The following is a 21,963-nucleotide window of genomic DNA, read 5'->3' as shown; positions in this document are numbered from 1 at the left end:
CTTGCGTAGTTTGTTTTAGTCCACGGATTAAGCGGATTAAACGGATAATGATTGCTGCGCAATTTTTTTTCGTTCGCTAATTACGCTAATGGATGTGAATTGGAACTGCTTGCGTAGTTTGTTTTAGTCCACGGATTAAGCGGATTAAACGGATGATTATTGCTATGCAATTTTTTTTTCGTCCTCAAATTACGCTAATGGATGCGAATTGGAACTACTTGCGTAGTTTTTCTGTCCACAGATTAAGCCGATTAAACGGATTAAAATTAGCTTAACTGATTTTCTATGAATTATACAAAAGGAGAAATAAGTCGTTTATATTTGAGACTTTTTTCGCCAAAATTTATTAATAAACCTACTTTGTTCTTTGTTGCTTTTAAATAATTAAGCACCTGTGATTCATGCTCACCTGATAATTCAGAAAGTGCTTTTAGTTCAATAATAACACTATCATAACATATGAAGTCTGCATAATAGTGTTTTGTAAGTGTCAGGCCTTTGTATTTTATCTCTAGTTTTTCTTCTCTTTTATATGGAATCCTCTGGGTTTTTAACTCATACTCAAAAGCTTCCTGATATACATTCTCTAAGAAACCACAGCCAAGTTCTTTATGAACTTCCATTGCAGCCCCAATAATTGTATAGGTTTCTTTTTTTAGAGGGAATTCATGATTTAATAGATTTGGCATCTTGATTTGTATTAATCTGATAAATCTGCTTAATCTGTGGACCCTATACAGTATCAATAAAGTTTCTTTCCGTTTTATGAAAGATGACGATGCCGCTAACCAATAAAACGATGGCTACTACTATACTGTAAATTAAATTCATCCAGCTGAAATGTCCTGCTCCAAGGAAGGCGTATTTAAAGCCCTCGAGGATAGGGGTAAAGGGATTATATAATGCAATCATTTGTAATTTAGGGCTTTCAATTGTGCTGACCGGGTAAATTACCGGACTGGCATACATGAGTAATTGTACACCAAAAGCCAATAAAAATGTTAAATCGCGATACTTGGTGGTTAAACTGGTAAAGATGATACCTGCTCCCAGACCGTATGCTGCCATAAGCATAATGTAAACTGGCAATAAAGCAATATTCCAGTTCGGATTTACAGTAGCGTTACCTGTGAAAATATAATATGAATATACACCCATAAACAGTATAAACTGTATGCCGAATTTGATAAGGCCACTGGTTACTTTGGCAAATGGCATAATCAATCGAGGGAAATAGACTTTTCCAAAGATATTGGCATTTTCGGTAAAGGTTTTAGCTGTAGTGTTAAAGCTTTCTGCAAAGTAATTCCAAATGGTGATTCCTGCTAAATAAAATAGTGGTTGTGGTACGCCATCGGTAGATATTTTTGCAATGTTACCAAATACAACGATATAGATTAATGTTGTCATGATGGGTTGCACAATAAACCAGATGGGGCCAAGTACAGTTTGTTTGTATACGGTGATGATATCACGCTTTACAAACATGCGTAGTAAGTCGCGGTATGCCCATATTTCTTTAAAGTTAATGTCGAACGCATGGCGTTTGGGGCGTATGATTAAGTCGTAATCTTCCATTTGTTTTATTTGCTAATTTTTAGTCTCTAGTTTTCAGTCTTCAGTTCACAGTCTACTGCCGACTGCATACTGTTGACTGTCTACTGCTTACTGCCGACTGCATATTTTTTTTCTTAGTGTGCTTTGTGAAAATGTCTTCGAGCTCTTTGCGGTTTACCTTGTCCACAGATTACACAGATAAGTCAGATTGTATTGCTGCGCAATTATACTAGACAAGATTAATATGATTGACAGGATTTTAATTGCTCTGCAATTTTGTTTCTTGTCCACTAATTACACTAATAATCACGAATTTTTTGAGTACTATTTTTTGCTTTGTGTTCTTTGCGAAAATGTCTTCAAGCTCTTTGCGGTTTAACTTGTCCACAGATTACATAGATAAGTCAGATTATATTGCTGCGCACTTTTAATAGACTGGAATAACAAGATTAGCAGGTTTTCATTTTACTCTTCAATTTTATTGAATCTGATCCTGGTGTTTACCTAGCTATTTTAAAATTAAATCGTTGGGATTTTGTCGGGTATCATAAATTCTAATAATCTCAATATGATTTGTTGTAATTTTATAATATAAAGAATTGTGTTTTGTTAATACACACTTTCTAACTTTTAACTGTTTATTTATTATTGGAAATTGCTTTGGGTTGTTGGCAATTTGATTTAACAGTATTTCTGTTTTTATTATAAATTGGTATGCAACATTTTTACTCCATTTTCTACTTAAATAATCCAATATGTCTTCAAAATCTTTTTCAGATGAAGGAGACCAGATTATTTGTTTATTCATTGGAGTATCTTTTCTTATATTTTTCGATTATATCTTCATTTAAAATATGCCTGCCATTTTCTAATTCATCAATAGCCGTATAAATACCTTTTTGTTGTTCGTCAGATAGTGAATTCCATTCAGATATATCATACTGATTATTAATGTAATTCATAAGTATTCCGTAAATAGCTTCAAGATTTGATTTGTCTAATCTATCAACTTGTCTAAATATTTCTAATTTAAGTTCGGCTGCATTCATGGCTTAGCATTTAAATTAAACTGTAATTCATAAAGATACTTTTTCTATTGCTTAGAAACATTGTGTTGGTCATAGAATTAACACGAATATTCACAGATTAATAAAAATGATAATTTGTTGATTTGTCAGTTTGTTGAAAGCCTATTGACTGTTTTTTATTAGACAGGATTTACATGATTTTTATTGCTTCGCAATATTGTGTTGGTCATCGAAACAACGTTCGACGTAGTCAATTACCGCTAATTATCACGAATTAATTAAACTTTTAACTTGTTACTTAGTGTACTTTGCGATAAAGTCTTAGTGTTCTTTGCGGTCTACCTAGTCCACAGATTTAACAGATTATATTGCAACGCAATTATATTGGACAGGATTAACGTGATTGACAGGATTTTAATTGCTCTGCAATTTTGTTTTTTGTCCACTAATTGCACTAATAGTCACGAATTTTTTGCTTGGTGTGCTTTGTGTGCTTTGTGAAAATATCTTCGAGCTCTTTGCGGTTTACCTTGTATAGATTACACAGATTACAATAAAGGTTTTTCCTGATATTTTACAAATCCAAATACTTCAATAACCTCATTGTTGATACGAAAAACAATAGTATATCCTTTAAATATGAAATCTCTTATGTTAGCATCTTCAAAATATATTGACTTCCTACAAAGGTTTGGATTTTTAGAAATACCTTTTAGTTTACTAATTAATTCATTTTTAAATTTACGTGCTCTTGACGGACTATCTAATGCAATAAAATCAACCTGATGCTCTAATCTACTAACAAATGATTCCTTAAATACTATTTTCATCTGTTTAAAATCTGATTTTTATTGCCACATGAAATTCTTAAATAATTTTTATCATAAATGATTACAAGTTCTTTTCATGGGATTTAATTTTATCTTCCAATAAAGAATCCAGATCATCAATTGATAGATAATTGACTTTACCTTCATTCATTTCATTTAATTCATTTTGTAAGAATTGCTGTGTTTCAAAATAGGTTTCATCTTCCCTAATGATCTCTATTTCATCTTTACTAAACTTACTGAGAAACCAAATAAAATGTTTATAAGCTTTGTCGTGTATCTTTAATTTTAAAGTATGCATAACTATAGATTTAATGTTGGTTAAGATACATAAAATTAGTCAAAAGTGTTTTGTGTAGCTTTTCTTATCACTATTGATTATGTGTTGATTTTATATCTGTTTATTTATCTGCAAACAGCTTATAATCTTCAGTCTTCAGTTTTAGATAATAGCTTATTGTCTATTGTCCACAGCCTTCTGTTGACAGCCTTCTGCTCACTTACTCATGGGCACGCCTCCGGCATGGTGAATTACATAAAAAACACCGACTCTCCGGGAAAATACGGTGCAAAAATAGTTTTGTTTCGTTATATACAATAGGTTTTTATGTTGTTTTTGACTTTAAAGTTTTTCAATGTTTAGGTTTGTTGTTCTAAGTAGTTCTTTTTCAGTTCGCAGTTCTCAGTCCTCAGTCTTTAGTCTTTAGTCAACAGTCTACAGTTATCAGTCTACTGCTGAATGTCTACAGAATATATTTTTCTTAGTGTTTATTGCGAAAATGTCTTAGCGTTCTTTGCGGTTTACCTTGTCCACAGATTTATCAGATTATATTGCTTCGCAATTATACTGGACAGGATTAACATGATTGACAGGATTTTAATTGCTCTGCAATTTTGTTTTATCCGTGGAACAATGTTCGACTTAGTCAATTAATGCGAAATTTCACAGATCAACTTTTTTAAACCACCCCGTCAGAAACTCGTGCCTCGTATCTGCCACCCCTCCTTTAAAAGTAGGGGAGTGTTTTGCTTCGAGGAGAATTAAGTTCTCAGTTCTCAGTTCTCAGTCTTCAGTTGACTGCCTACTGCCTACTGCCTACTGCCTACTGCCTACTGCTGCCTTTCTACTGAATATATTTTTCTTATTGTACTTTGAGGTTACCCTATTTTATAGATTATTCTTTGTCCATATACACCGAAGAGCAAAGCAGTGTTTTCATAAAGATGTTTTTGATGCTCAGGTGATGATAGAGATCTTCTGAATCAGGGAAATCTGCATACAGAGCGTATAGCAGGGCATCGAGATTTAGAAAATCCTGTTGTGAAATATAGTATTCTGCAATGGCATTTATGATTTCAAAAAATTCAATAGGGTGCAATGCATCTCGTTCCTTATAAAGCGCATAGAGAATATCCTCCTGTTCTGTTTCTAAGAGTGGTTTTATTAGTTTGCTTTCACCCTCATTCATCATGATCACTTTATCCTCGAGAACTTCAAGTAGACGATAATCGGGATGCTCTTTTCTATAGGATTGGATTTGAGTTAATAACTCCTTAACTTCCTCTTTTGTTGTTGCACTAAACTCCAGTTCTTTAATTAATATGTATTTAAAATAAGGAATATCAGGAAATTCTTTAATCTTCTGTTTGATAACTTCCGGATCTTCAGCTTCTTCAATCTCATCAATACATATTAATAGTTTTTCAAGTTGTTCCGGAGAATTATCCTGATCAAAGCCAATGAGTTGTTCTGGAAAAGTAGCCATGATATCCATATCGAACATTCCAAAGATGCGATCTCTGGCGTCTTCAACCTGGTCAATACCAAAGTAATTGTAAAACAGTCGGTCTGTTATAATGGCCAAATCTTTACCTGATTCCTCTTCCTCATTGTCGTTATATTCCTTATTCAGGAGTCTCTTGAGATTATTGATGTCAATCTCCCTTTCTGTTTCGGGATCATCGTATATCAAGTCGTATAAAATATCGTCTTTTTCATCTGAATCATCGTCCCATTCATGATCACCATCAAAAGGGCTGCTTTCATCTTTTAGAATGATCTGATCAGAACCTAATGATTCGCTTAAACGATTGAATAATATGCTAGCCTCTTTAAAATTGTCTGAGTTTTTGATAACGACAGGTTTGCCATTTTGTCCACATTCAATGTCAATCAAATCTACATTATCATTGTCCTCTTCGAGGAAGTACATGGTTGTTTTAGAAAATTCCGCGTGTGGATTTATGTCTATATTCAGCGCAAATTCATATCCTGCAAAAATAATATTATGTGCCAGTTTGTAGTCTATTTTAATAAACTCATAAACGCTATGCATTTCTTCCAGAAACTCTTCGTAATCAAGTGGGCTGATATTAAACTGAAATCCAGTGTCCTTTACTCCTAAGCAATAAAGATCAACTAAATAACTCGCCGATGAGATGTTTCCATTACTATGTTTACGTGCGACAGTAATATTCGCTATTTTGGTTTGATTCCAATCTTCATTTACCCAACACTCCAATACAGGCAGCGTTCGGGCTTTTTGACGAATATATTTCTCCGGGCTTAGTTGTTGAGGTTGTTTATTTGTTTTTTTACGTTTGGACATTGTAATGTGGTTATATGCTTATTAGTTGATGCGTATATTTGTTTTACTGTTCATTCGTTTCACTGTCTATTTGTTCATTTGTTTTCAAATTGGCGAATCAACAGATAGGCAAATTAACAATTGTAGTATTCGCGGTACCAATCTACAAACCTTTTCAACCCTTCTTCAAGAGGAGTGTTGGGGTTGAAACCTGTTGCATTTCGGAGTTGTTCTGTGTCGGCATAGGTGGCCACCACATCTCCTTTTTGCATGGGGAGATATTCTTTATTGGCTTCTTTTCCAATCAATTTTTCCAGTGTTTCAATAAAGTATCCTAATTCTACAGGGTTGTGGTTTCCGATGTTGTATAATTCATAAGGCGTTTCTCCTTGAGGAATTACATAAATCAGTTCTTTAATGGCCTTAGTGATGTCATCTACAAAAGTAAAATCACGTTTCATTTTTCCATGATTGAAGACTTTGATGGTATTTCCTTCAATAATGTTTTTAGTGAAGGAGAAATAAGCCATATCCGGACGTCCCCAAGGTCCATATACCGTAAAAAAGCGTAAGCCAGAAGTTGGAATTTTATATAGGTTACTGTAGCTATGTGCCATTACCTCATTAGCTTTTTTGGTAGCAGCATATAGAGAAACCGGTTCATCAGTTTTGTTTTCTGTGGAAAAAGGAATCTGATCCGAATTGCCATAAACCGAACTGGAAGAGGCATAGATCAAATGCTTTACAGGGTAATTACGACAAGCTTCCAGTATGTTGATGAAACCAATCAGGTTACTGTCGATGTATTTATAAGGTTTTTCGATGCTGTAACGTACTCCTGCCTGTGCGGCAAGGTTAATTACATAATCGAACTTTTCTTTCTTAAACAAATCATCCAAAGCATCTTTATCGCAGATGCTCATGGTATAAAAACGGAAATTACTAAGGCTTTTTAGTTGTTGTAAGCGATCTAATTTCAGGTTTACATCATAATATGCATTGATGGTATCGATACCTACAATATCAAAGTTGTATTTGCTTAACTCCTGTGTAAGGTGAAAGCCTACAAAACCTGCTGTTCCTGTAATTAGTATTTTTTCCATTTTTGTATGTTGTTGATTATACAGACTGTTATTTGTTATATGCTTATTCGTTGATTTGTTAATTTGGTTATTTTATTTTGGATTATGAACCATTTCTCTCTTATTCTTTGGATGTTCCTCATGAACAGGAGGTGAGATGTGAAATTTATAAACGATTGTCAACGATATTTTTAGGTAATACTGATTTTATATCATATATCACCGCATTTTTATTTTTCACATAAGCTTCAAGCTCAAGATCTTGAAATTTGGTGTGTGCCACAGCTAATATAATAGCATTATACGTATTTTTTTCTAATTCACTATGATTATTGATGTTTTTAAATCCATATTCATCATATACATCTTCAGGTTGAGCCCATGGATCGAAGACATCAACGTTGCAACCAAAATCTTTTAATTCGTTAATTACATCAATAACCTTGGTATTTCTGATATCCGGGCAGTTTTCTTTAAATGTAATTCCTAAACAAAGCACTTTGCTATCTTTAATTGCCTGATTTTTATGTATCATTAATTTTACCACCTGAGCAGCAATCCATGAACCCATACCATCGTTCATTCTTCGGCCTGCAAGAATTATTTCAGGGTTGTGGCCACACTCCAGGGCTTTATGAGCAAGGTAATAAGGATCTACACCAATGCAGTGCCCACCAACTAAGCCAGGTTTAAAAGAAAGAAAGTTCCATTTTGTGCCGGCTGTTTGCAGTACGTCATGTGTATCGATATTTAGTGTATTAAAAATTTTTGCCAATTCGTTTACAAAAGCTATGTTAATATCGCGTTGACAATTTTCAATTACCTTGGCTGCTTCAGCTACTTTTATAGAAGGTGCTTTGTATGTTCCGGCAACAATTACAGATTGATACAACTGGTCTACTTTTTCTGCTGCTTCAGGAGTTGAACCAGAAGTTACTTTTAAAATTTTGGTGAGCGTATGGTGTTTGTCACCAGGATTAACTCTTTCAGGAGAATAGCCTACATGAAAATCTTCATTACATGTTAAACCACTTTTGTTTTCCAGGATTGGAATACACATTTCTTCAGTTGCTCCCGGGTAAACTGTTGATTCGTAAATGACAAAGTCGTTTTTTTTTAAAACTTCGCCAACCGTTTTAGTGGCCATTGTTAATGGAGTCAGATCAGGATAATTGTTTTTGTCGATAGGGGTTGGAATGGTAACAATATAATAGTTACATTTTTTAATGGCCTGAATTTCTGATGTTACTGATAATCCACTATTTTCAGTTTTACTGAAAAGAACATTATTTAAAGCCTCAAGGTCAACCTCCATGGTAAGGTCCTTACCCTTATTTATTTCATTAACTCTTTTTGTATTAATATCAAAACCAACAGTAGGGTATTTTTTTGCAAACGCTACGGCTAAAGGAAGTCCTACATAACCTAATCCAATAATTGCAATTTTTATATCCTGATTCATTTAATTGTTAGTTGAAATATGCTAGTCATGCCAATTAAGGGTTGGATTTATTCTTATCAAAATACTGAATTGAAAATCGACGAAGTCAAAGCCAGAAATATATGGTTGATATTTCAGACTTACAGCCTGATGTGTATTTCTTCAAAGCCTTGGGGTGATACCCCAAGTTATGATGTATAAGGCCTTCAGCCTTTTAAACCATTACTTTTAACCCTTGATTGACATTAGTCAATGATATTAAAGGTCAATGGTTACAAGGGTAATGATACAGCTTCGCCACTCTCAGTCCCATGTTTCATTGGGTGAGTAGAATGATGTTATCGATGATTGGCAAAGTACAATGAGCTATTGCCTATTTTGTTGAATAGATATATTTAATGTCCATTCAATGATGAAGTGTTAGATAAAGTGTAATACGTAACATTACAGAGCAACTTGTTTAAAGCGCTCATAATCCTACAATCAATGAGATTCTTACTTGAAAAATAACTTGATCATTTTCTTAAGTTAAGATTTAGGATTAGTGAACTATTGATTACGCTTTTTCTAAACTGGCATCATCAAGATCTACAACAAGTGTATAACCTATATTTGAAATGTTTAGATATAGTTTTTTTGTTCCCTGAACGTTCTGAACAATACCTTTAATACCTTTTAATGGTCCGGATGTAATCATAACTTCCTCACCTTTTTTAATGTTGGTAGCTTCCACATTAAATGCAATCTTATTTTCGATGGTTTGCTTCATGGCTTGCATCTCATGATCTGGGATTGTTACTGCTTTCCCTTTGTATGAGACGTATGCAACAATTCCATTGACTTGAAATACGTCGCGATATCGATCTAAAGGTATGTGGATAAATATATAGGAACTGATAGCAGGTACTTCAACCCATTTTTTACGATCGCTCCATTGTCGAAGTTCTCGTTTTATGGGTAAGTAATTTGTTATTCCAAGCTTGTTTAACTCTTCTGCTACTTTCTTCTCTGCTCTTGACTTTGTGTACAGAGCATACCAATTACATGTCGTGTTTTCCTTCAAAATACTCTCGGTTTATTTGGGCTTAACAAAAATAGTTTTTTTTTTCAACGGGAGTGCTTTGTTTAGGGAAAAAGTTGGCAGTTTTCAGTCTACAGTCTTCAGTCAGCAGTCTTCAGTCTTCAGTCGGCAGTCGGCAGTCTACAGTCTTCAGTCGGCAGTCGGCAGTCTACAGTGTTTAGTTCTCGGTCAACAGTTGGCAGTTATCAGTCTTCAGTCTTCAGTCGGCTGTTTTCATGCCTTGGTGCATAATCAAAAAGTAATATAGAAGTTGAGTTGAATGCTATTGTTTAAGAGATATGAATTGTTTAATTTCAATATCTTAACCAAAAACAAACATGAATTATGGGATTTAGAGATTTACTTGCATATAAAAAGGCTTTTGTTTTAGCGATTAAGATTTATGAGTTATCAAAGCAATTTCCTTTGGAGGAAAAATATTCGTTAACAGATCAAATAAGAAGATCATCCAGATCAGTTTGCGCAAATATTGGAGAAGCATATCGTAAACGAAGATATCCAAAACACTTTATTAGCAAGTTATCAGATTCTGATAGTGAAAATACGGAAACTCAGGTTTGGTTAGATTTTGCATTAAATTTTAATTACATAACAAGAGTAAAATACGAAGAATTAATTATAGAGTCAGAGGAAGTTGGACGATTACTTTATTTTATGATGAAAGAACCAGATCGGTTTAAATGAAGTTCACAGTCTTCAGTCTACAGTCTTCAGTTAAATACCAGCTACATACTGCCTACTTCAAAATGCCTACTGTCTACTGCTCACTGTCTATTGCTGACTACCCACTGCCTACTGCCGACTGCTGACTGCTGACTGCTGACTGCCGACTGTTGACTGCCTACTGCTGACTGCCGACTGTTGACTGCCGACTGCTGACTGCTGACTGCTGACTGCCGACTAAGAACTAATTTTCTGCTCAATAACATTTGTATTAATCCTGGCATTAGGACTTGTAAGGTTGTAATCTTTGTTATCTTTGGTGTCTCAAAAAAATATCAATAAATTAATAAGTCATGTCTGATTTTAAGTATCAAAAACCATTTCCTATCTTAAAGGATACTACAGAATACCGTTTGCTGACTAAGGATTATGTTTCTACAATTGAAGTAGATGGCAGAAAAATTCTTAAAGTGGATCCGGAAGGATTAAAGTTATTAGCAAAAGAAGCTTTTTCTGATGTGTCATTTTATCTTCGTCCGGCACACCTTGAAAAGGTAGCTAAAATTTTAGATGATAATGAGGCTTCTGATAACGATAAGTTTGTGGCTCATACTATTTTAATGAACCAGGTGGTTGCTGCAGAAGGTGATTTACCAACTTGTCAGGATACAGGTACTGCTATTGTGGTAGCTAAAAAAGGTGAGGATGTATACACTGGTGCTTGTGATGCAGAATATTTATCGCAAGGTGTTTATGAAACATACAACGAACGTAACTTGCGTTACTCTCAGGTGGTAGCTCAGTCTATGTTCGAAGAAAAAAATACAGGAAATAACCTTCCTGCTCAAATCGATATTTATGCAGAGCAAGGTAACAAATATGAATTCTTGTTTTTAACAAAAGGAGGAGGTTCTGGTAATAAGACTTTCCTTTATCAGGAAACAAAAAGTCTTTTAACAGAAGAAAACTTAACCAACTTCGTTAAAAAGAAAATTAAAGATTTGGGTACATCAGCTTGTCCTCCATATCACTTGGCGTTAGTAATTGGTGGTACTTCGGCAGAAGCAACTTTAGCTACGGTTAAAAAAGCTTCAGCAGGATATTTGGATCACCTGCCAACAGAAGGAAATGATGCAGGTCAGGCTTTTCGTGATTTAGAGTGGGAAGAAAAAGTACTTAAAATTTGTCAGGAGAGTGAGATTGGTGCTCAGTTTGGTGGTAAATATTTTGTACATGATGTAAGGGTGATTCGTTTACCTCGTCACGCTGCATCTTGTCCGGTTGGTTTAGGCGTAAGTTGTAGTGCAGACAGAAACGTAAAAGCTAAGATTACAGAAGATGGTATTTTCCTTGAGCAATTAGAGAAGAATCCAGCCAGATTTGTACCAGAAAGAGCTCCTGAATTGGCTCCAGCTGTTGATATTGATTTGGATCAGCCAATGGAAGATGTATTGAAAGAGCTGACTAAATATCCTATTAAAACCAGATTAAACTTATCCGGAACATTAATTGTAGCCAGAGATATTGCACACGCAAATATCAAAAAGCTATTGGATGAGGGTAAGGAAATGCCTGAATACATGAAGAATCACCCGGTTTATTATGCTGGTCCGGCTAAAACTCCGGAAGGAATGCCATCAGGAAGTTTCGGTCCAACAACTGCTGGTCGTATGGATCCTTATGTTGATCTTTTCCAAAGTAAAGGTGGCTCAATGGTTATGGTTGCTAAAGGTAACAGATACCAGTCAGTAACCGATGCTTGTAAAAAGCATGGTGGTTTCTATTTAGGATCAATTGGTGGACCAGCTGCAATTCTGGCTAAAACAAATATTAAATCAGTAGAAGTGGTTGATTTCCCAGAGTTAGGAATGGAAGCAGTACGTAAAATACGTGTTGAAAATTTCCCTGCTTTTATTATCGTTGATGATAAAGGAAATGACTTCTTTGCAAATATGAAGTAAATTTAGCTACTAGCTATTATTAGAATATTTTTAAAGCTGCATCTTTTTTAAGGTGTGGCTTTTTTTATGATCAACAGTCAACAGTTCTCAGTCAACAGTTCTCAGTCATCAGTCTTCAGTCTTCAGTCAACAGTTCTCAGTCTTCAGTACATTTAGATACTGCCTACTGCTTACTGGGAACTGCCTACTGCTTACTGGGAACTGCCTACTGCCTACTGCCTACTGCCTACTGAGAACTGCTTACTGCCTACTGGGAACTGCCTACTGCTTTTTGAAAACTATAAATATTTTAATTGCATGATGAAGAACAAGATGAGCATCCGTCAGATGAACATCCGCCTTTGTTTTCAATCATTGATTCTGTAAAGTCTTTTAATAAACTTCTTTTTAATAAAGAAATATTTTCCTCAACTAAAGATGCGCTGGCTTTATAAACTTCAATTTCATTATCGAAAAGAATTTTTGCGGCCATTGGACGAAGGTTGGGAGTTATAACGATGCCGATTCCTAATTTTTTAATTTCGCTCATTGATAAATATATCGCATCTGTATCCGCTAACGAAAAGATGGTTGTGCTTTTATCTAGCATGTCGTAAATGGCATAATGTTGGGCTTTGTAAAAATCGTTAGCCAATAATTCCTTCTTCAATGCACTGTCTCCTAATACTGGTAAGCAAACTTTCATAACAATTTATTTTTAGAGGTTAATTAATTGTACCAAAATGTGGTGTTTTAATTGCTTTTCTACATTTATGTAGGATTTACAAGGCTTACTTTTAGTATGTAAAGTCTTGTTAAGCAATGATTCACCCCAGTTTTAGTGTGTTTGTTATGGAATAAGGTGCAATGTTCAGGCCAATTCTGCAGTAGGCCAGTCAGCAGTCTGCAGTCAACAGTCAAGAGTCTTCAGTCTTCAGTCTTCAGTCAACAGTCAGCAGTCAGCAGTCTTCAGTCCATTTATATACTGCCCTCTGCCTACTGTGATCTGCCTACTGCCTACTGCCTACTGCCTACTGCCTACTGCCTACTGCCTACTGCCTACTGCCTACTGCTTACTGCCTACTGCCTACTGTGATCTGCCCACTTCTTACTTAAAATTAAAATGATTGAACAGAAAAATGAAATTACGATAGGGGTAAAAATTTTCAACATTGTCTTTAATTTAGAAAGAGAATATGATAACGGTAAATAATAATACCCAAAATTTTAACGCCATGAGAACTTTAAATGATTATACCAAGCAAAGGATGTTCAGAATCCTTATAGCCATAATTTTTATGGTTGGAGTTGTACCTGTTTCGATGTTCGCCAATCCTGTTTTTGAGGAAGATATTTTACCTGATACCTTGAATACTGTTCAATACAGAGGAAAAATTATTGATGGAGAATCCGGAGCGCCTCTTGTTTTTGCTACGTTAACTCTGGAAGGTACTAACATAGCCACAGTTTCCAATTCTGAAGGTAATTTTTTATTGAAAGTACCTAAAGACATACCTTTAAACAGTAAGGTGAGTGTGTCGTATCTGGGCTATAAGAATAAAGAGTTTTTGTTATCGGAATTAAAATCAGACCGGAATAAGCTTAAATTGGATATGTTAACAGTTTCGTTAGCAGAAGTGAATGTGTTACCTAAAGATGCCAATCAGATTGTAAGAGAGGTGATTGCACGCAAAAAGGATAATTATATTCAGGAACCTTTACGTATGACAACTTTTTACAGAGAAACCATAAAAAGAAGAAAGAATTATGTTTCGTTGGCTGAAGCTGTGCTTGAAGTGCATAAACAAGCTTACTCAAATTACAAGTTGGATGGAATGAAGTTGTATAAAGCCAGAAAAGATGCCGACTATTCGAAAATGGATACAATTACATTTAAATTGCAAGGAGGTCCGTATTCAAGTTTGATGTTGGATATTATGAAAGAGCCATTTTCTATTATTAATGTTCAGGATATGGAGTACTACGACTTTAATTTAGAAACCATAACTAAAGTCAATGATAAAATTATATATGTAATCAGTTTTGTACAGAAATCGTATATCGATGAACCCTTATTTTATGGTAAATTATATATTGATGCAGAATCGATGGCAGTTACCAGTGCCAACTATAGTATTAATATAGAAGATAAGGAGAAAGCTTCAGCAATGTTTATTAAGCGTAAACCTTTAGGTGCTGTGGTTTATCCTACAGAAGCCAGTTATTTGGTAAATTACCGTAAACAAGATGGTAAATGGATGTATAGCTATTCCCGAGGTCAGATTACATTTAAAATTAACTGGAAGAAAAAGTGGTTTAATACCTCTTACACTTCAACATTAGAAATGGCTGTTACAGATTGGCGTAAGGCTACCGAAAAAGCTTTTAAAGTGAATGAAAGGTTGAAAAATAATATAGTATTGCAAGATCAGATTGAAGGATTTTCTGATCCTCAGTTTTGGGGTGATTACAATGTGATTGAGCCAGAAGCTAGTATTGAATCTGTAATTAAAAAAATTAAAAAGAGATTAGAAAAGTTGAATGAAGAGCAAGTAGGCGAATAAATTATAAGTTAAAAGTATATAAAGAAGGATTTTAAGCTACGATTATAGTTGCAAATAAAATATCGTTATGTTGATTTAATCTAAGAAGATGTGTTTCAACATGGCGGTATTTTTTGTTTGTACACTTTGCCAAACTTTGTTAAAAGCTATTGTAAAAACAATCAAATTAATCTAAATTCGCAGCCGGAAAGGCGATGACGATACGCCTAAATATTATTCATTAAAGACATACTACATTGAAGCTGATTGCAAAAACTTTTCATGGGCTGGAAGGTGTTCTGGCAGAGGAATTAAAGGGAATAGGAGCTCAGAATATTAAAGAGGTTAACAGAGCCGTTGAGTTTGAAGGTGATAAAGAAATTTTGTATAAGTCAAACTTGTTATTGCGAACTGCAATCAGAATTCTTCATCCAATACACCAATTTACTGCAAAAAACGATCAGGAGTTATATGATGGTGTAAAACAATTTGACTGGTCGGAATTAATGGATGTAAAAGATACATTGGCTATCGATCCAGTAGTTTACTCAGAAGTTTTTACACACTCAAAATATGTGGCATTAAAAACTAAAGATGCCATTGTTGATCAGTTCAGAGAGAAATTCGAGAAACGTCCGTCTGTAGATGTTGAAAATCCATCGGTTCGTTTGGTTATCCATATTGCAAAAGAAAATGTAACCATTTCAATGGATAGTTCTGGCGATTCTTTACATAAGCGTGGTTATAGAGTTGGAAATCATAAAGCTCCATTAAATGAAGTTTTAGCAGCCGGAATGGTTTTGCTATCGGGTTGGGATAAAAAAATGGCTTTGATTGATCCGATGTGTGGTTCCGGAACTATTTTGATGGAAGCCGTAATGTATGCAAGAAATTATCCTCCGGGTCTTCATAAAAAGAACTTTGGTTTTATGAGCTGGAAAGATTATGATGAAGCATTATGGAACAAAATTGTAGAAGAAGCAAAAGATAAAATTGAGCATCCAAGATTAAGAATTTTTGGTAGTGATGCTTCAATTAAGGCAATTGATATTGCTCGTGAGTCGGCCTTAGGATTTAGATTTAACCGTGATATTAATTTTTCAGTTTCATCATTTGAAAAATTAGAACCGCATTATCCTAAAGGAATGATTATTATGAATCCTCCTTACGGCGAAAGATTGATGAAGGATAAGGATATTGTTGATTTTTACCGCATGATCGGAAATCAGCTTAAACATACATTTACGGGTTATGATGCCTGGATCATTACTTCGAATAAAGAGGCATTGAAAAATGTAGGTCTAAAACCTTTAGAAAAATTAAGACTTTATAATGGTGCTTTAGAGTGTGGTTATCATAAGTTTAATATTTATGATGGTACCATGAAAAAGATTATTAAGTTTAGATAGATAAAAGTTAATAGTAACGAGTTGAAAGTAATTAAGTCGTTACATATAGATAAAATAAAAGCTACACTTGAATTCCAGGTGTAGCTTTTTTATTTTTTGAGCTTAAAGCTTTTTATTTATTGATTTCTCTGTCGCGGAAACCTAACATATACAGGATGGCATCTAATCCAATTGTTGAAATAGAATTATCAGCACCTGCTTTTACTTTGGGTTTGGCATGGAAAGCAATTCCTAAACCAGCTAACTGAAGCATAGGTAAGTCATTTGATCCATCACCAACAGCAATAACCTGATCTAAATGAATATCTTCTTTAAATGCCAGTAATTTAAGTAATTCGGCTTTTCTTTTTCCGTCGACAATTTCTCCAAGGTGTTTACCAGTAAGTTTACCTTTTTTAATTTCTAATTCGTTAGAAAATACGTAATCCACACCTAAACGAGCTTTCAGGTAATTTCCAAAATAGTTGAAACCTCCTGATAAAATGGCTGTTTTATAGCCATATTTGTTTAATGTATTCATTAATCTTTCTGCACCTTCTGTAATGGGAAGATTTTCAGCAACTTCTTTCATTACATTTTCGTTAAGGCCTTTCAATAAGCTCACTCGTTGAATGAAACTTTCGTTGAAGTCAATTTCGCCACGCATAGCAGCCTCTGTAATCTTTTTTACTTTAGCTCCCACACCAGCTCTTTCAGCTAGTTCATCAATTACTTCCGTTTGAATAAGGGTAGAATCCATATCAAAACAAACCAAACGACGGTTTCTTCTGAAAATATTGTCCTCCTGAAAAGCAATGTCAACTCCAATTTTACTGGAAAGCTCCATAAAGTCGCTTTTCATAATTTCAGCATCGATAGGAGTACCTCTTACCGAAAACTCAACAACAGCCTTGTTTTGTGTTGGAGCGTTATTCAGGTCAATTCTACCAGACAAACGAGTGATGGTATCAATGTTTAATTGCTGAGAAGAAATAACGCGAGTTACTTTAGCTAAGTGTTCAGCAGTTATTTTTCTGGCTAATAAAGTAATGATGTATCTTTCTTTTCCCTGGTGAAGAACCCATTCACCGTATCTTTGCTCTGAAATAGGGGTAAACTTAATTTTAACACCAATTTCATATGATTTAAACAATAAGTCCTTTAAAATAGGGGCTGATTCGTATGCCTGGGGAACTTCAAATAAAATTCCTAATCCAAGATCATCGTGAATTACAGCTTGACCAATATCAAGAATTTGTACGTTATAATGTGATAAAATTTCTGTTAAAGATGAAGTTAATCCGGGTTTATCTTCTCCGGAGATATTAACAAGAATGATCTCTCTATTATTAGCCATGAGTTTTGTAATGTTTTCTGTAAGCAAAAATAATAAATCAAAGGAAACACAATTCTTTGCTGATGAAAAATAATGACAAATTTCATCTTTTTTAACATCGTTTGCGTGAACAAAAATGTTAACAGCAAAAAATCCAGTCTTAAATGATTAAAATGCTCATGTTAAACCTTGGTAAAATATTGTAATTCAGATCGTGTTGTGTTACTTATAAAAGCATTTTATAATTGTCGGAGCGGTTTTAAAAGATATTCTAAACCGTTTAATTTAATTTCGTAAAGGGTATGCAATAACATTCCTAATTTCCCTTCCGGAAAACCTTTTTGATGATACCAAACCAGGTAAGGTTCAGGTAAATCGCATAAAATTCTGCCTTTATATTTGCCATAAGGCATGCGTGTTCTAACGAGGTCCAGTAATAGTTTTTCGTTCATTAATTTATGTTTTGAGCAAATATAGAGATATTTTATTCATAAGTCTAAATTTGCTTTTTATTGCCACAAGGAACCCGCCAATTAAATCATCCTCATGTGTGAGAATTCTTTTGTGTGATCTATTAGGCAGACCATAAAATCATTAATTCTATGAGTTATTAGAAGATTTAATTCTACCAGAAAGTTCCTTGTAATTCTATTTGTTGTTTTAATGTTAGTGAACAGATGACGGGAATTTCTTTATTTTTTATGGTTAAATAATTAAACCTTCTGGTTGTTTAATGTGTTTTGACATATATCTAATGTATGAAACAAGCCATGAGAAATATTTCTTACACAGGGAAACGATAAGGTTTGGCGAGTAACTGCAGACATTAGAAATATATAATAAACTCGTGAAAAAACTTAAGAATAATTTATGATACAAGCTATAAATGCTTTAGCTAATGAAACAAGTCCTTATTTATTGATGCATGCCAAAAATCCGGTTTATTGGTATCCTTGGGGAAAAGAGGCTCTGGAAAGGGCTAAGGTGGAAAATAAACTCATTATTATTTCAATTGGATATGCAGCATGTCATTGGTGTCATGTGATGGAGAAGGAGAGTTTTAGCTGTGATGAAGTAGCCGCATACATGAATGAGCATTTTGTATCTATTAAGATAGATAGGGAGGAACGTCCGGATCTCGATCAGGTTTTTATGGATGTAGCTCATTTAACAACTGGTAGAGGGGGATGGCCATTAAATATCATTGCACTGCCTAATGGACAACCATTCTTTGCAGGTACTTATTTTCAGAAACGACAATGGATGAATCTTTTACGGGAGATTAAACATTTGTTTGATGATGATAAAGAACGTTTGGGAGATTTGGCATTACAGATAAAAGCAGGGATAGAACGAATGGATTTTGTTGGGTTGGTTAAGGATTCGGTTCTCTTTACCAGTGAAGTGATGGATGAAACCATCGAAAACTGGAAACAAAATCTGGATTTGGAATGGGGTGGAAGTAAAGGTGCTCCTAAATTTCCAATGCCTGTAGAACATCATTTCTTACTTGCCTATCTTCAGAAAAACGCTGATTGCAAGATTAGTGAATATGTAAACCTGAGCCTCACAAGAATGGCGTGGGGAGGAATATACGATCATCTGGGAGGTGGTTTTGCCCGCTATTCTGTGGATGCCAATTGGAAAATACCACATTTTGAAAAGATGTTGTATGATCAGGGGCAGTTGATAGAAGTATATTCGATAGCTTATCAAATGACGGGTAAGCCATTGTTTAAAAGGGTTGTTGATGAAACGATTCATTTTGTAAAAACAGAATTAGCTTCACCTGAAGGTGGATTTTACTCTTCGCTGGATGCAGATAGTGATGGCGAAGAAGGGAAATATTATGTTTGGACACAGGCTGAGATAAAAAGTGTTTTAGGATCGCATTGTAAGCTTTTTTGCGAATTATATAACATTACCGAAGATGGAAATTGGGAAGAGGGTAAAAATGTCATTTTTAAAACTTCTACCATAGAGGATTTTGCACAGAAAAAGGGAATGGAGGTTGAGGACTTGATTGGTAAAATTAAGGAATCAAAATTATTGCTTTATAAAGCGCAACAGCTTAGAAAAAAACCAGCTTTGGATGATAAAATTTTGACATCCTGGAATGCCATCATGATTAAAGGTTTGGTTGCGGCTTATAAGGCTACTGGCAATAAGGAATATCTTGATGATGCGATAAGAACATCGGAGTTTGTGAAGCGTAAAGCTTATCAGTCTGATGGTGGATTATGGCGAATTTTAAAGGGTAAAAAGGGTACAATCAATGCATTTTTAGATGATTATGCTTTATTAATAGATGCATGGATTGAGTTGTATATGGCTAGTTTTGACGAACAATGGCTGATTTTAGCAAACGATTTATGTGAGTATGCCATAGCGTACTTTTTTAATGATGACAACCAATTGTTTTATTATACATCAGTAAAAGATGATCCATTACTGGTTCGTAAAAGTGATACTGCAGACAACGTAATTCCTGCCTCAAATTCGGTGATGGCTATGAATTTATATCGCCTGAGTAAGTTTTATTTAAATAAAGAGGCATACTCAACATCTTTGCAGATGCTGAAGAATTTAAGTGGCAGAATTGATCAACACGGAAAATATTATTCAAACTGGCAGCGGTTAAAGTTATTTTTTATATACGAAAACCATGAACTGGTGCTTTCTGGGAAGGGACAGTTGCAAGCTCATAAGGAGCTGATCTCAGAATATAATCCATATCTTTTGATCGCTTCCGGTGATCATCATATTCCACTTTCAAAGAATAAAGCTAGTGAAGAACTTGTATTTCATTTATGTAAGAATAATTGTTGCCACCTACCTGTGAAATCAATTGAAGAGGTAAAGCAAAAAATGAAGGAGATATAAAGATATTGTTTATTGAATATCAAATCGTCGGGAATGTTGTCGATTTATTTTATTGGTTTTGAGATTTGACTCTCGTTTTGTTTCTTCAAAGCGGGAGTCTTTATTTATGATAACCAGAGTTTCTATGTTAATAGTCTTTAATCTCATCTTATTCAAGCATGAAATTAACTACCTTTGTTCCCTTAAAATTTTACAATGAGTAGACAGAGTAAGAATGTAAAGGAATTGGAGTTTGAGTCCATTCCTAAATTAATGTGGAAGTACTTTTTACCGGCATTTGCAGGAGTTATTATAAATTCACTATACAATATTGTTGACAGAATTTATATAGGTCAGGGGGTTGGATCTCTGGCACTGGCAGGACTAAGTGCTATTTTCCCAATTATGATTATCATGATGGCTTTTGGGATGATGGTAGGAATGGGAGCCGGAGTTAGGATTTCTTTAAACCTGGGTAAAAAGGATTTTGATCGTGCAGAAAAGGTATTGGGAAATGCTTTTGTATTGATGGTAATCGTATCCGGATTAATTACAGCAATAGGTTTTGCTATCAGTAATCCCTTATTGAAATTCTTTGGTATTAATGCTGAAACATATGGTTATGCGAAGGAATACTTAAATATTATATTGGCTGGAGCTGTATTTAATGTTGTGGGGTATGCTTTAAATAATTTAATTCGTTCGGAAGGTAGTGCTAAAATTGCCATGGTTTCCATGTTGTTAAGTGCCGGAGTAAATATTGTGCTCGATTGGCTTTTTATCATGAAAATGGGGATGGGTGTAAAAGGTGCTGCTTATGCAACAGTTATTTCTCAAATAGTACTTTGTATTTGGGTTATTGCACATTTTAAAAGTAGTCGTTCGGTTATACGATTACATTTTCGTAATATGGCATTAAAGCGTGATATCATTTGGTATATTATCACTATTGGGTTTGCTCCATTTAGTATGCAATTGGCATCCAGTGCCGTATTTGGTATCTATAATATTCAGCTTGTAAAGCATGGTAATGACCTGGCAGTAGGTGCGTTGGGTGTTATTATGAGTGTTACCATGCTAATTGTAATGACTATTTTAGCCATCAACATGGCAATTCAGCCCATAATAGGATTTAATTATGGAGCTAAAATCTATAAAAGGGTTAAACATACGCTGCTAATTGCCATTGGTTCTGCAACTCTGTTTTCTATATTAGGTTTTGTTGTCAGTCAGTTATTTCCTGAAAAAATTATAATGCTTTTTAATGATGATGATAAAGAATTGTTAGAAATAGGAGTTCAGGGGTTAAAATTGTTTTTATTGGCCTTGCCTTTAGTTGGATTTCAGATTATTATCGGAAATTACTATCAATCCATAGGAAAAGCTGGTTTAGCTAGTGTTTTATCCTTACTGCGCCAGGTTATTATATTAATCCCATGTTTATTTATTCTACCAGATCTTATGGGGCTTCGAGGTGTTTGGTTATCAACGCCAATTGCCGATACTTTAGCAGGACTGATTACTTTGTATTTTGTATTCAGTGAGGTTAAGAAACTCAATCGTGCTATTGCACAGCAGGATGACTTGAATAGTCAGAAACTACAATAATTATTATCTTACCCAA

At 34.5% G+C, this 21,963-nt stretch carries 20 protein-coding genes; 7 read left to right on the top strand and 13 right to left on the bottom strand.

What is annotated here, in order from left to right:
• Positions 1-290: 290 nt before the first annotated feature.
• The 9 genes from OM075_RS14805 to OM075_RS14765 form a co-directional block, all read right to left on the bottom strand.
• A complete protein-coding gene (locus OM075_RS14805; RefSeq protein WP_301191309.1) occupies positions 291-689 on the bottom strand; it encodes a GxxExxY protein in 399 nt (132 codons plus the stop codon).
• A gap of 43 nt (positions 690-732) precedes the next feature.
• Positions 733-1,578: an ABC transporter permease gene (locus OM075_RS14800; protein ID WP_301191308.1), complete on the bottom strand. Its 846-nt coding sequence runs from the start codon at positions 1,576-1,578 to the stop codon at positions 733-735.
• A 487-nt stretch (positions 1,579-2,065) separates the two neighbouring features.
• On the bottom strand, positions 2,066-2,365 hold the full coding sequence (locus tag OM075_RS14795; protein WP_301191307.1) for a type II toxin-antitoxin system RelE/ParE family toxin: 300 nt from the start codon (positions 2,363-2,365) through the stop codon (positions 2,066-2,068).
• Positions 2,358-2,606, bottom strand: a complete 249-nt coding sequence (locus OM075_RS14790) for a hypothetical protein (protein WP_301191306.1) — start codon at positions 2,604-2,606, stop codon at positions 2,358-2,360. The genes OM075_RS14795 and OM075_RS14790 overlap by 8 nt, the downstream gene beginning before the upstream one ends.
• Before the next feature lie 527 nt (positions 2,607-3,133).
• Positions 3,134-3,415: a type II toxin-antitoxin system RelE/ParE family toxin gene (locus tag OM075_RS14785; RefSeq protein WP_301191305.1), complete on the bottom strand. Its 282-nt coding sequence runs from the start codon at positions 3,413-3,415 to the stop codon at positions 3,134-3,136.
• A gap of 61 nt (positions 3,416-3,476) precedes the next feature.
• Positions 3,477-3,716, bottom strand: coding sequence for a hypothetical protein (locus tag OM075_RS14780; RefSeq protein WP_301191304.1), 240 nt, complete (start codon positions 3,714-3,716; stop codon positions 3,477-3,479).
• Positions 3,717-4,590: 874 nt separating this feature from the next.
• Positions 4,591-6,024, bottom strand: a complete 1,434-nt coding sequence (locus OM075_RS14775) for a hypothetical protein (RefSeq protein ID WP_301191303.1) — start codon at positions 6,022-6,024, stop codon at positions 4,591-4,593.
• A gap of 113 nt (positions 6,025-6,137) precedes the next feature.
• Positions 6,138-7,106, bottom strand: a complete 969-nt coding sequence (locus OM075_RS14770) for an NAD-dependent epimerase/dehydratase family protein (RefSeq protein ID WP_301191302.1) — start codon at positions 7,104-7,106, stop codon at positions 6,138-6,140.
• A gap of 145 nt (positions 7,107-7,251) precedes the next feature.
• Positions 7,252-8,547: a nucleotide sugar dehydrogenase gene (locus tag OM075_RS14765; RefSeq protein WP_301191301.1), complete on the bottom strand. Its 1,296-nt coding sequence runs from the start codon at positions 8,545-8,547 to the stop codon at positions 7,252-7,254.
• A 27-nt stretch (positions 8,548-8,574) separates the two neighbouring features.
• On the opposite strand from OM075_RS14765, the gene OM075_RS14760 reads away from it, so the two are divergent.
• Positions 8,575-8,727, top strand: a complete 153-nt coding sequence (locus OM075_RS14760) for a hypothetical protein (RefSeq protein ID WP_301191300.1) — start codon at positions 8,575-8,577, stop codon at positions 8,725-8,727.
• A 355-nt stretch (positions 8,728-9,082) separates the two neighbouring features.
• On the opposite strand, the gene OM075_RS14755 is transcribed toward OM075_RS14760, so the two are convergent.
• The gene (locus tag OM075_RS14755; protein ID WP_301191299.1) at positions 9,083-9,589 is read right to left on the bottom strand and encodes a UpxY family transcription antiterminator; all 507 of its coding nucleotides are present in this window, start codon (positions 9,587-9,589) and stop codon (positions 9,083-9,085) included.
• A 342-nt stretch (positions 9,590-9,931) separates the two neighbouring features.
• Here OM075_RS14755 and OM075_RS14750 point away from each other — a divergent pair, with 342 nt between their 5' ends.
• Positions 9,932-10,291, top strand: a complete 360-nt coding sequence (locus OM075_RS14750; RefSeq protein ID WP_301191298.1) for a four helix bundle protein — start codon at positions 9,932-9,934, stop codon at positions 10,289-10,291.
• A 332-nt stretch (positions 10,292-10,623) separates the two neighbouring features.
• Positions 10,624-12,231, top strand: coding sequence for a fumarate hydratase (locus OM075_RS14745; RefSeq protein WP_301191297.1), 1,608 nt, complete (start codon positions 10,624-10,626; stop codon positions 12,229-12,231).
• 289 nt (positions 12,232-12,520) lie between these two features.
• Here the strand turns inward: OM075_RS14745 and OM075_RS14740 are convergent, their stop codons facing one another.
• On the bottom strand, positions 12,521-12,916 hold the full coding sequence (locus OM075_RS14740) for a NifB/NifX family molybdenum-iron cluster-binding protein (RefSeq protein ID WP_301191296.1): 396 nt from the start codon (positions 12,914-12,916) through the stop codon (positions 12,521-12,523).
• Positions 12,917-13,445: 529 nt separating this feature from the next.
• Here OM075_RS14740 and OM075_RS14735 point away from each other — a divergent pair.
• Together OM075_RS14735 and OM075_RS14730 are read left to right on the top strand one after the other, a co-directional pair.
• Entirely contained in the window at positions 13,446-14,774 is a 1,329-nt protein-coding gene (locus tag OM075_RS14735) for a carboxypeptidase-like regulatory domain-containing protein (protein WP_301191295.1), read from the top strand.
• A gap of 236 nt (positions 14,775-15,010) precedes the next feature.
• The gene (locus OM075_RS14730) at positions 15,011-16,162 is read left to right on the top strand and encodes a THUMP domain-containing class I SAM-dependent RNA methyltransferase (protein WP_301191294.1); all 1,152 of its coding nucleotides are present in this window, start codon (positions 15,011-15,013) and stop codon (positions 16,160-16,162) included.
• A gap of 112 nt (positions 16,163-16,274) precedes the next feature.
• Here OM075_RS14730 and serB read toward each other — a convergent pair whose 3' ends face one another.
• Both serB and OM075_RS14720 read right to left on the bottom strand, forming a co-directional pair.
• Positions 16,275-17,498 (bottom strand): phosphoserine phosphatase SerB, encoded by a 1,224-nt coding sequence (gene serB / locus OM075_RS14725; RefSeq protein WP_301191293.1) that lies wholly within the window; start codon positions 17,496-17,498, stop codon positions 16,275-16,277.
• Between the two features lie 218 nt (positions 17,499-17,716).
• Positions 17,717-17,929, bottom strand: a complete 213-nt coding sequence (locus tag OM075_RS14720) for a DUF3820 family protein (RefSeq protein WP_301191292.1) — start codon at positions 17,927-17,929, stop codon at positions 17,717-17,719.
• A gap of 418 nt (positions 17,930-18,347) precedes the next feature.
• On the opposite strand from OM075_RS14720, the gene OM075_RS14715 reads away from it, so the two are divergent.
• A complete protein-coding gene (locus OM075_RS14715; RefSeq protein WP_301191291.1) occupies positions 18,348-20,360 on the top strand; it encodes a thioredoxin domain-containing protein in 2,013 nt (670 codons plus the stop codon).
• Positions 20,361-20,555: 195 nt separating this feature from the next.
• Positions 20,556-21,947, top strand: a complete 1,392-nt coding sequence (locus OM075_RS14710) for an MATE family efflux transporter (RefSeq protein WP_301191290.1) — start codon at positions 20,556-20,558, stop codon at positions 21,945-21,947.
• The last annotated feature ends 16 nt before the right edge of the window (positions 21,948-21,963 follow it).

The sequence above is a fragment of the Plebeiibacterium sediminum genome, assembly GCF_026013605.1.
GTDB classification, from domain to species: Bacteria; Bacteroidota; Bacteroidia; order Bacteroidales; family Marinilabiliaceae; genus Saccharicrinis; species Saccharicrinis sediminus.
The sequence above is the reverse complement of the archived record's forward strand: the minus strand, read 5'-3'. Positions and strand labels throughout refer to the sequence as shown.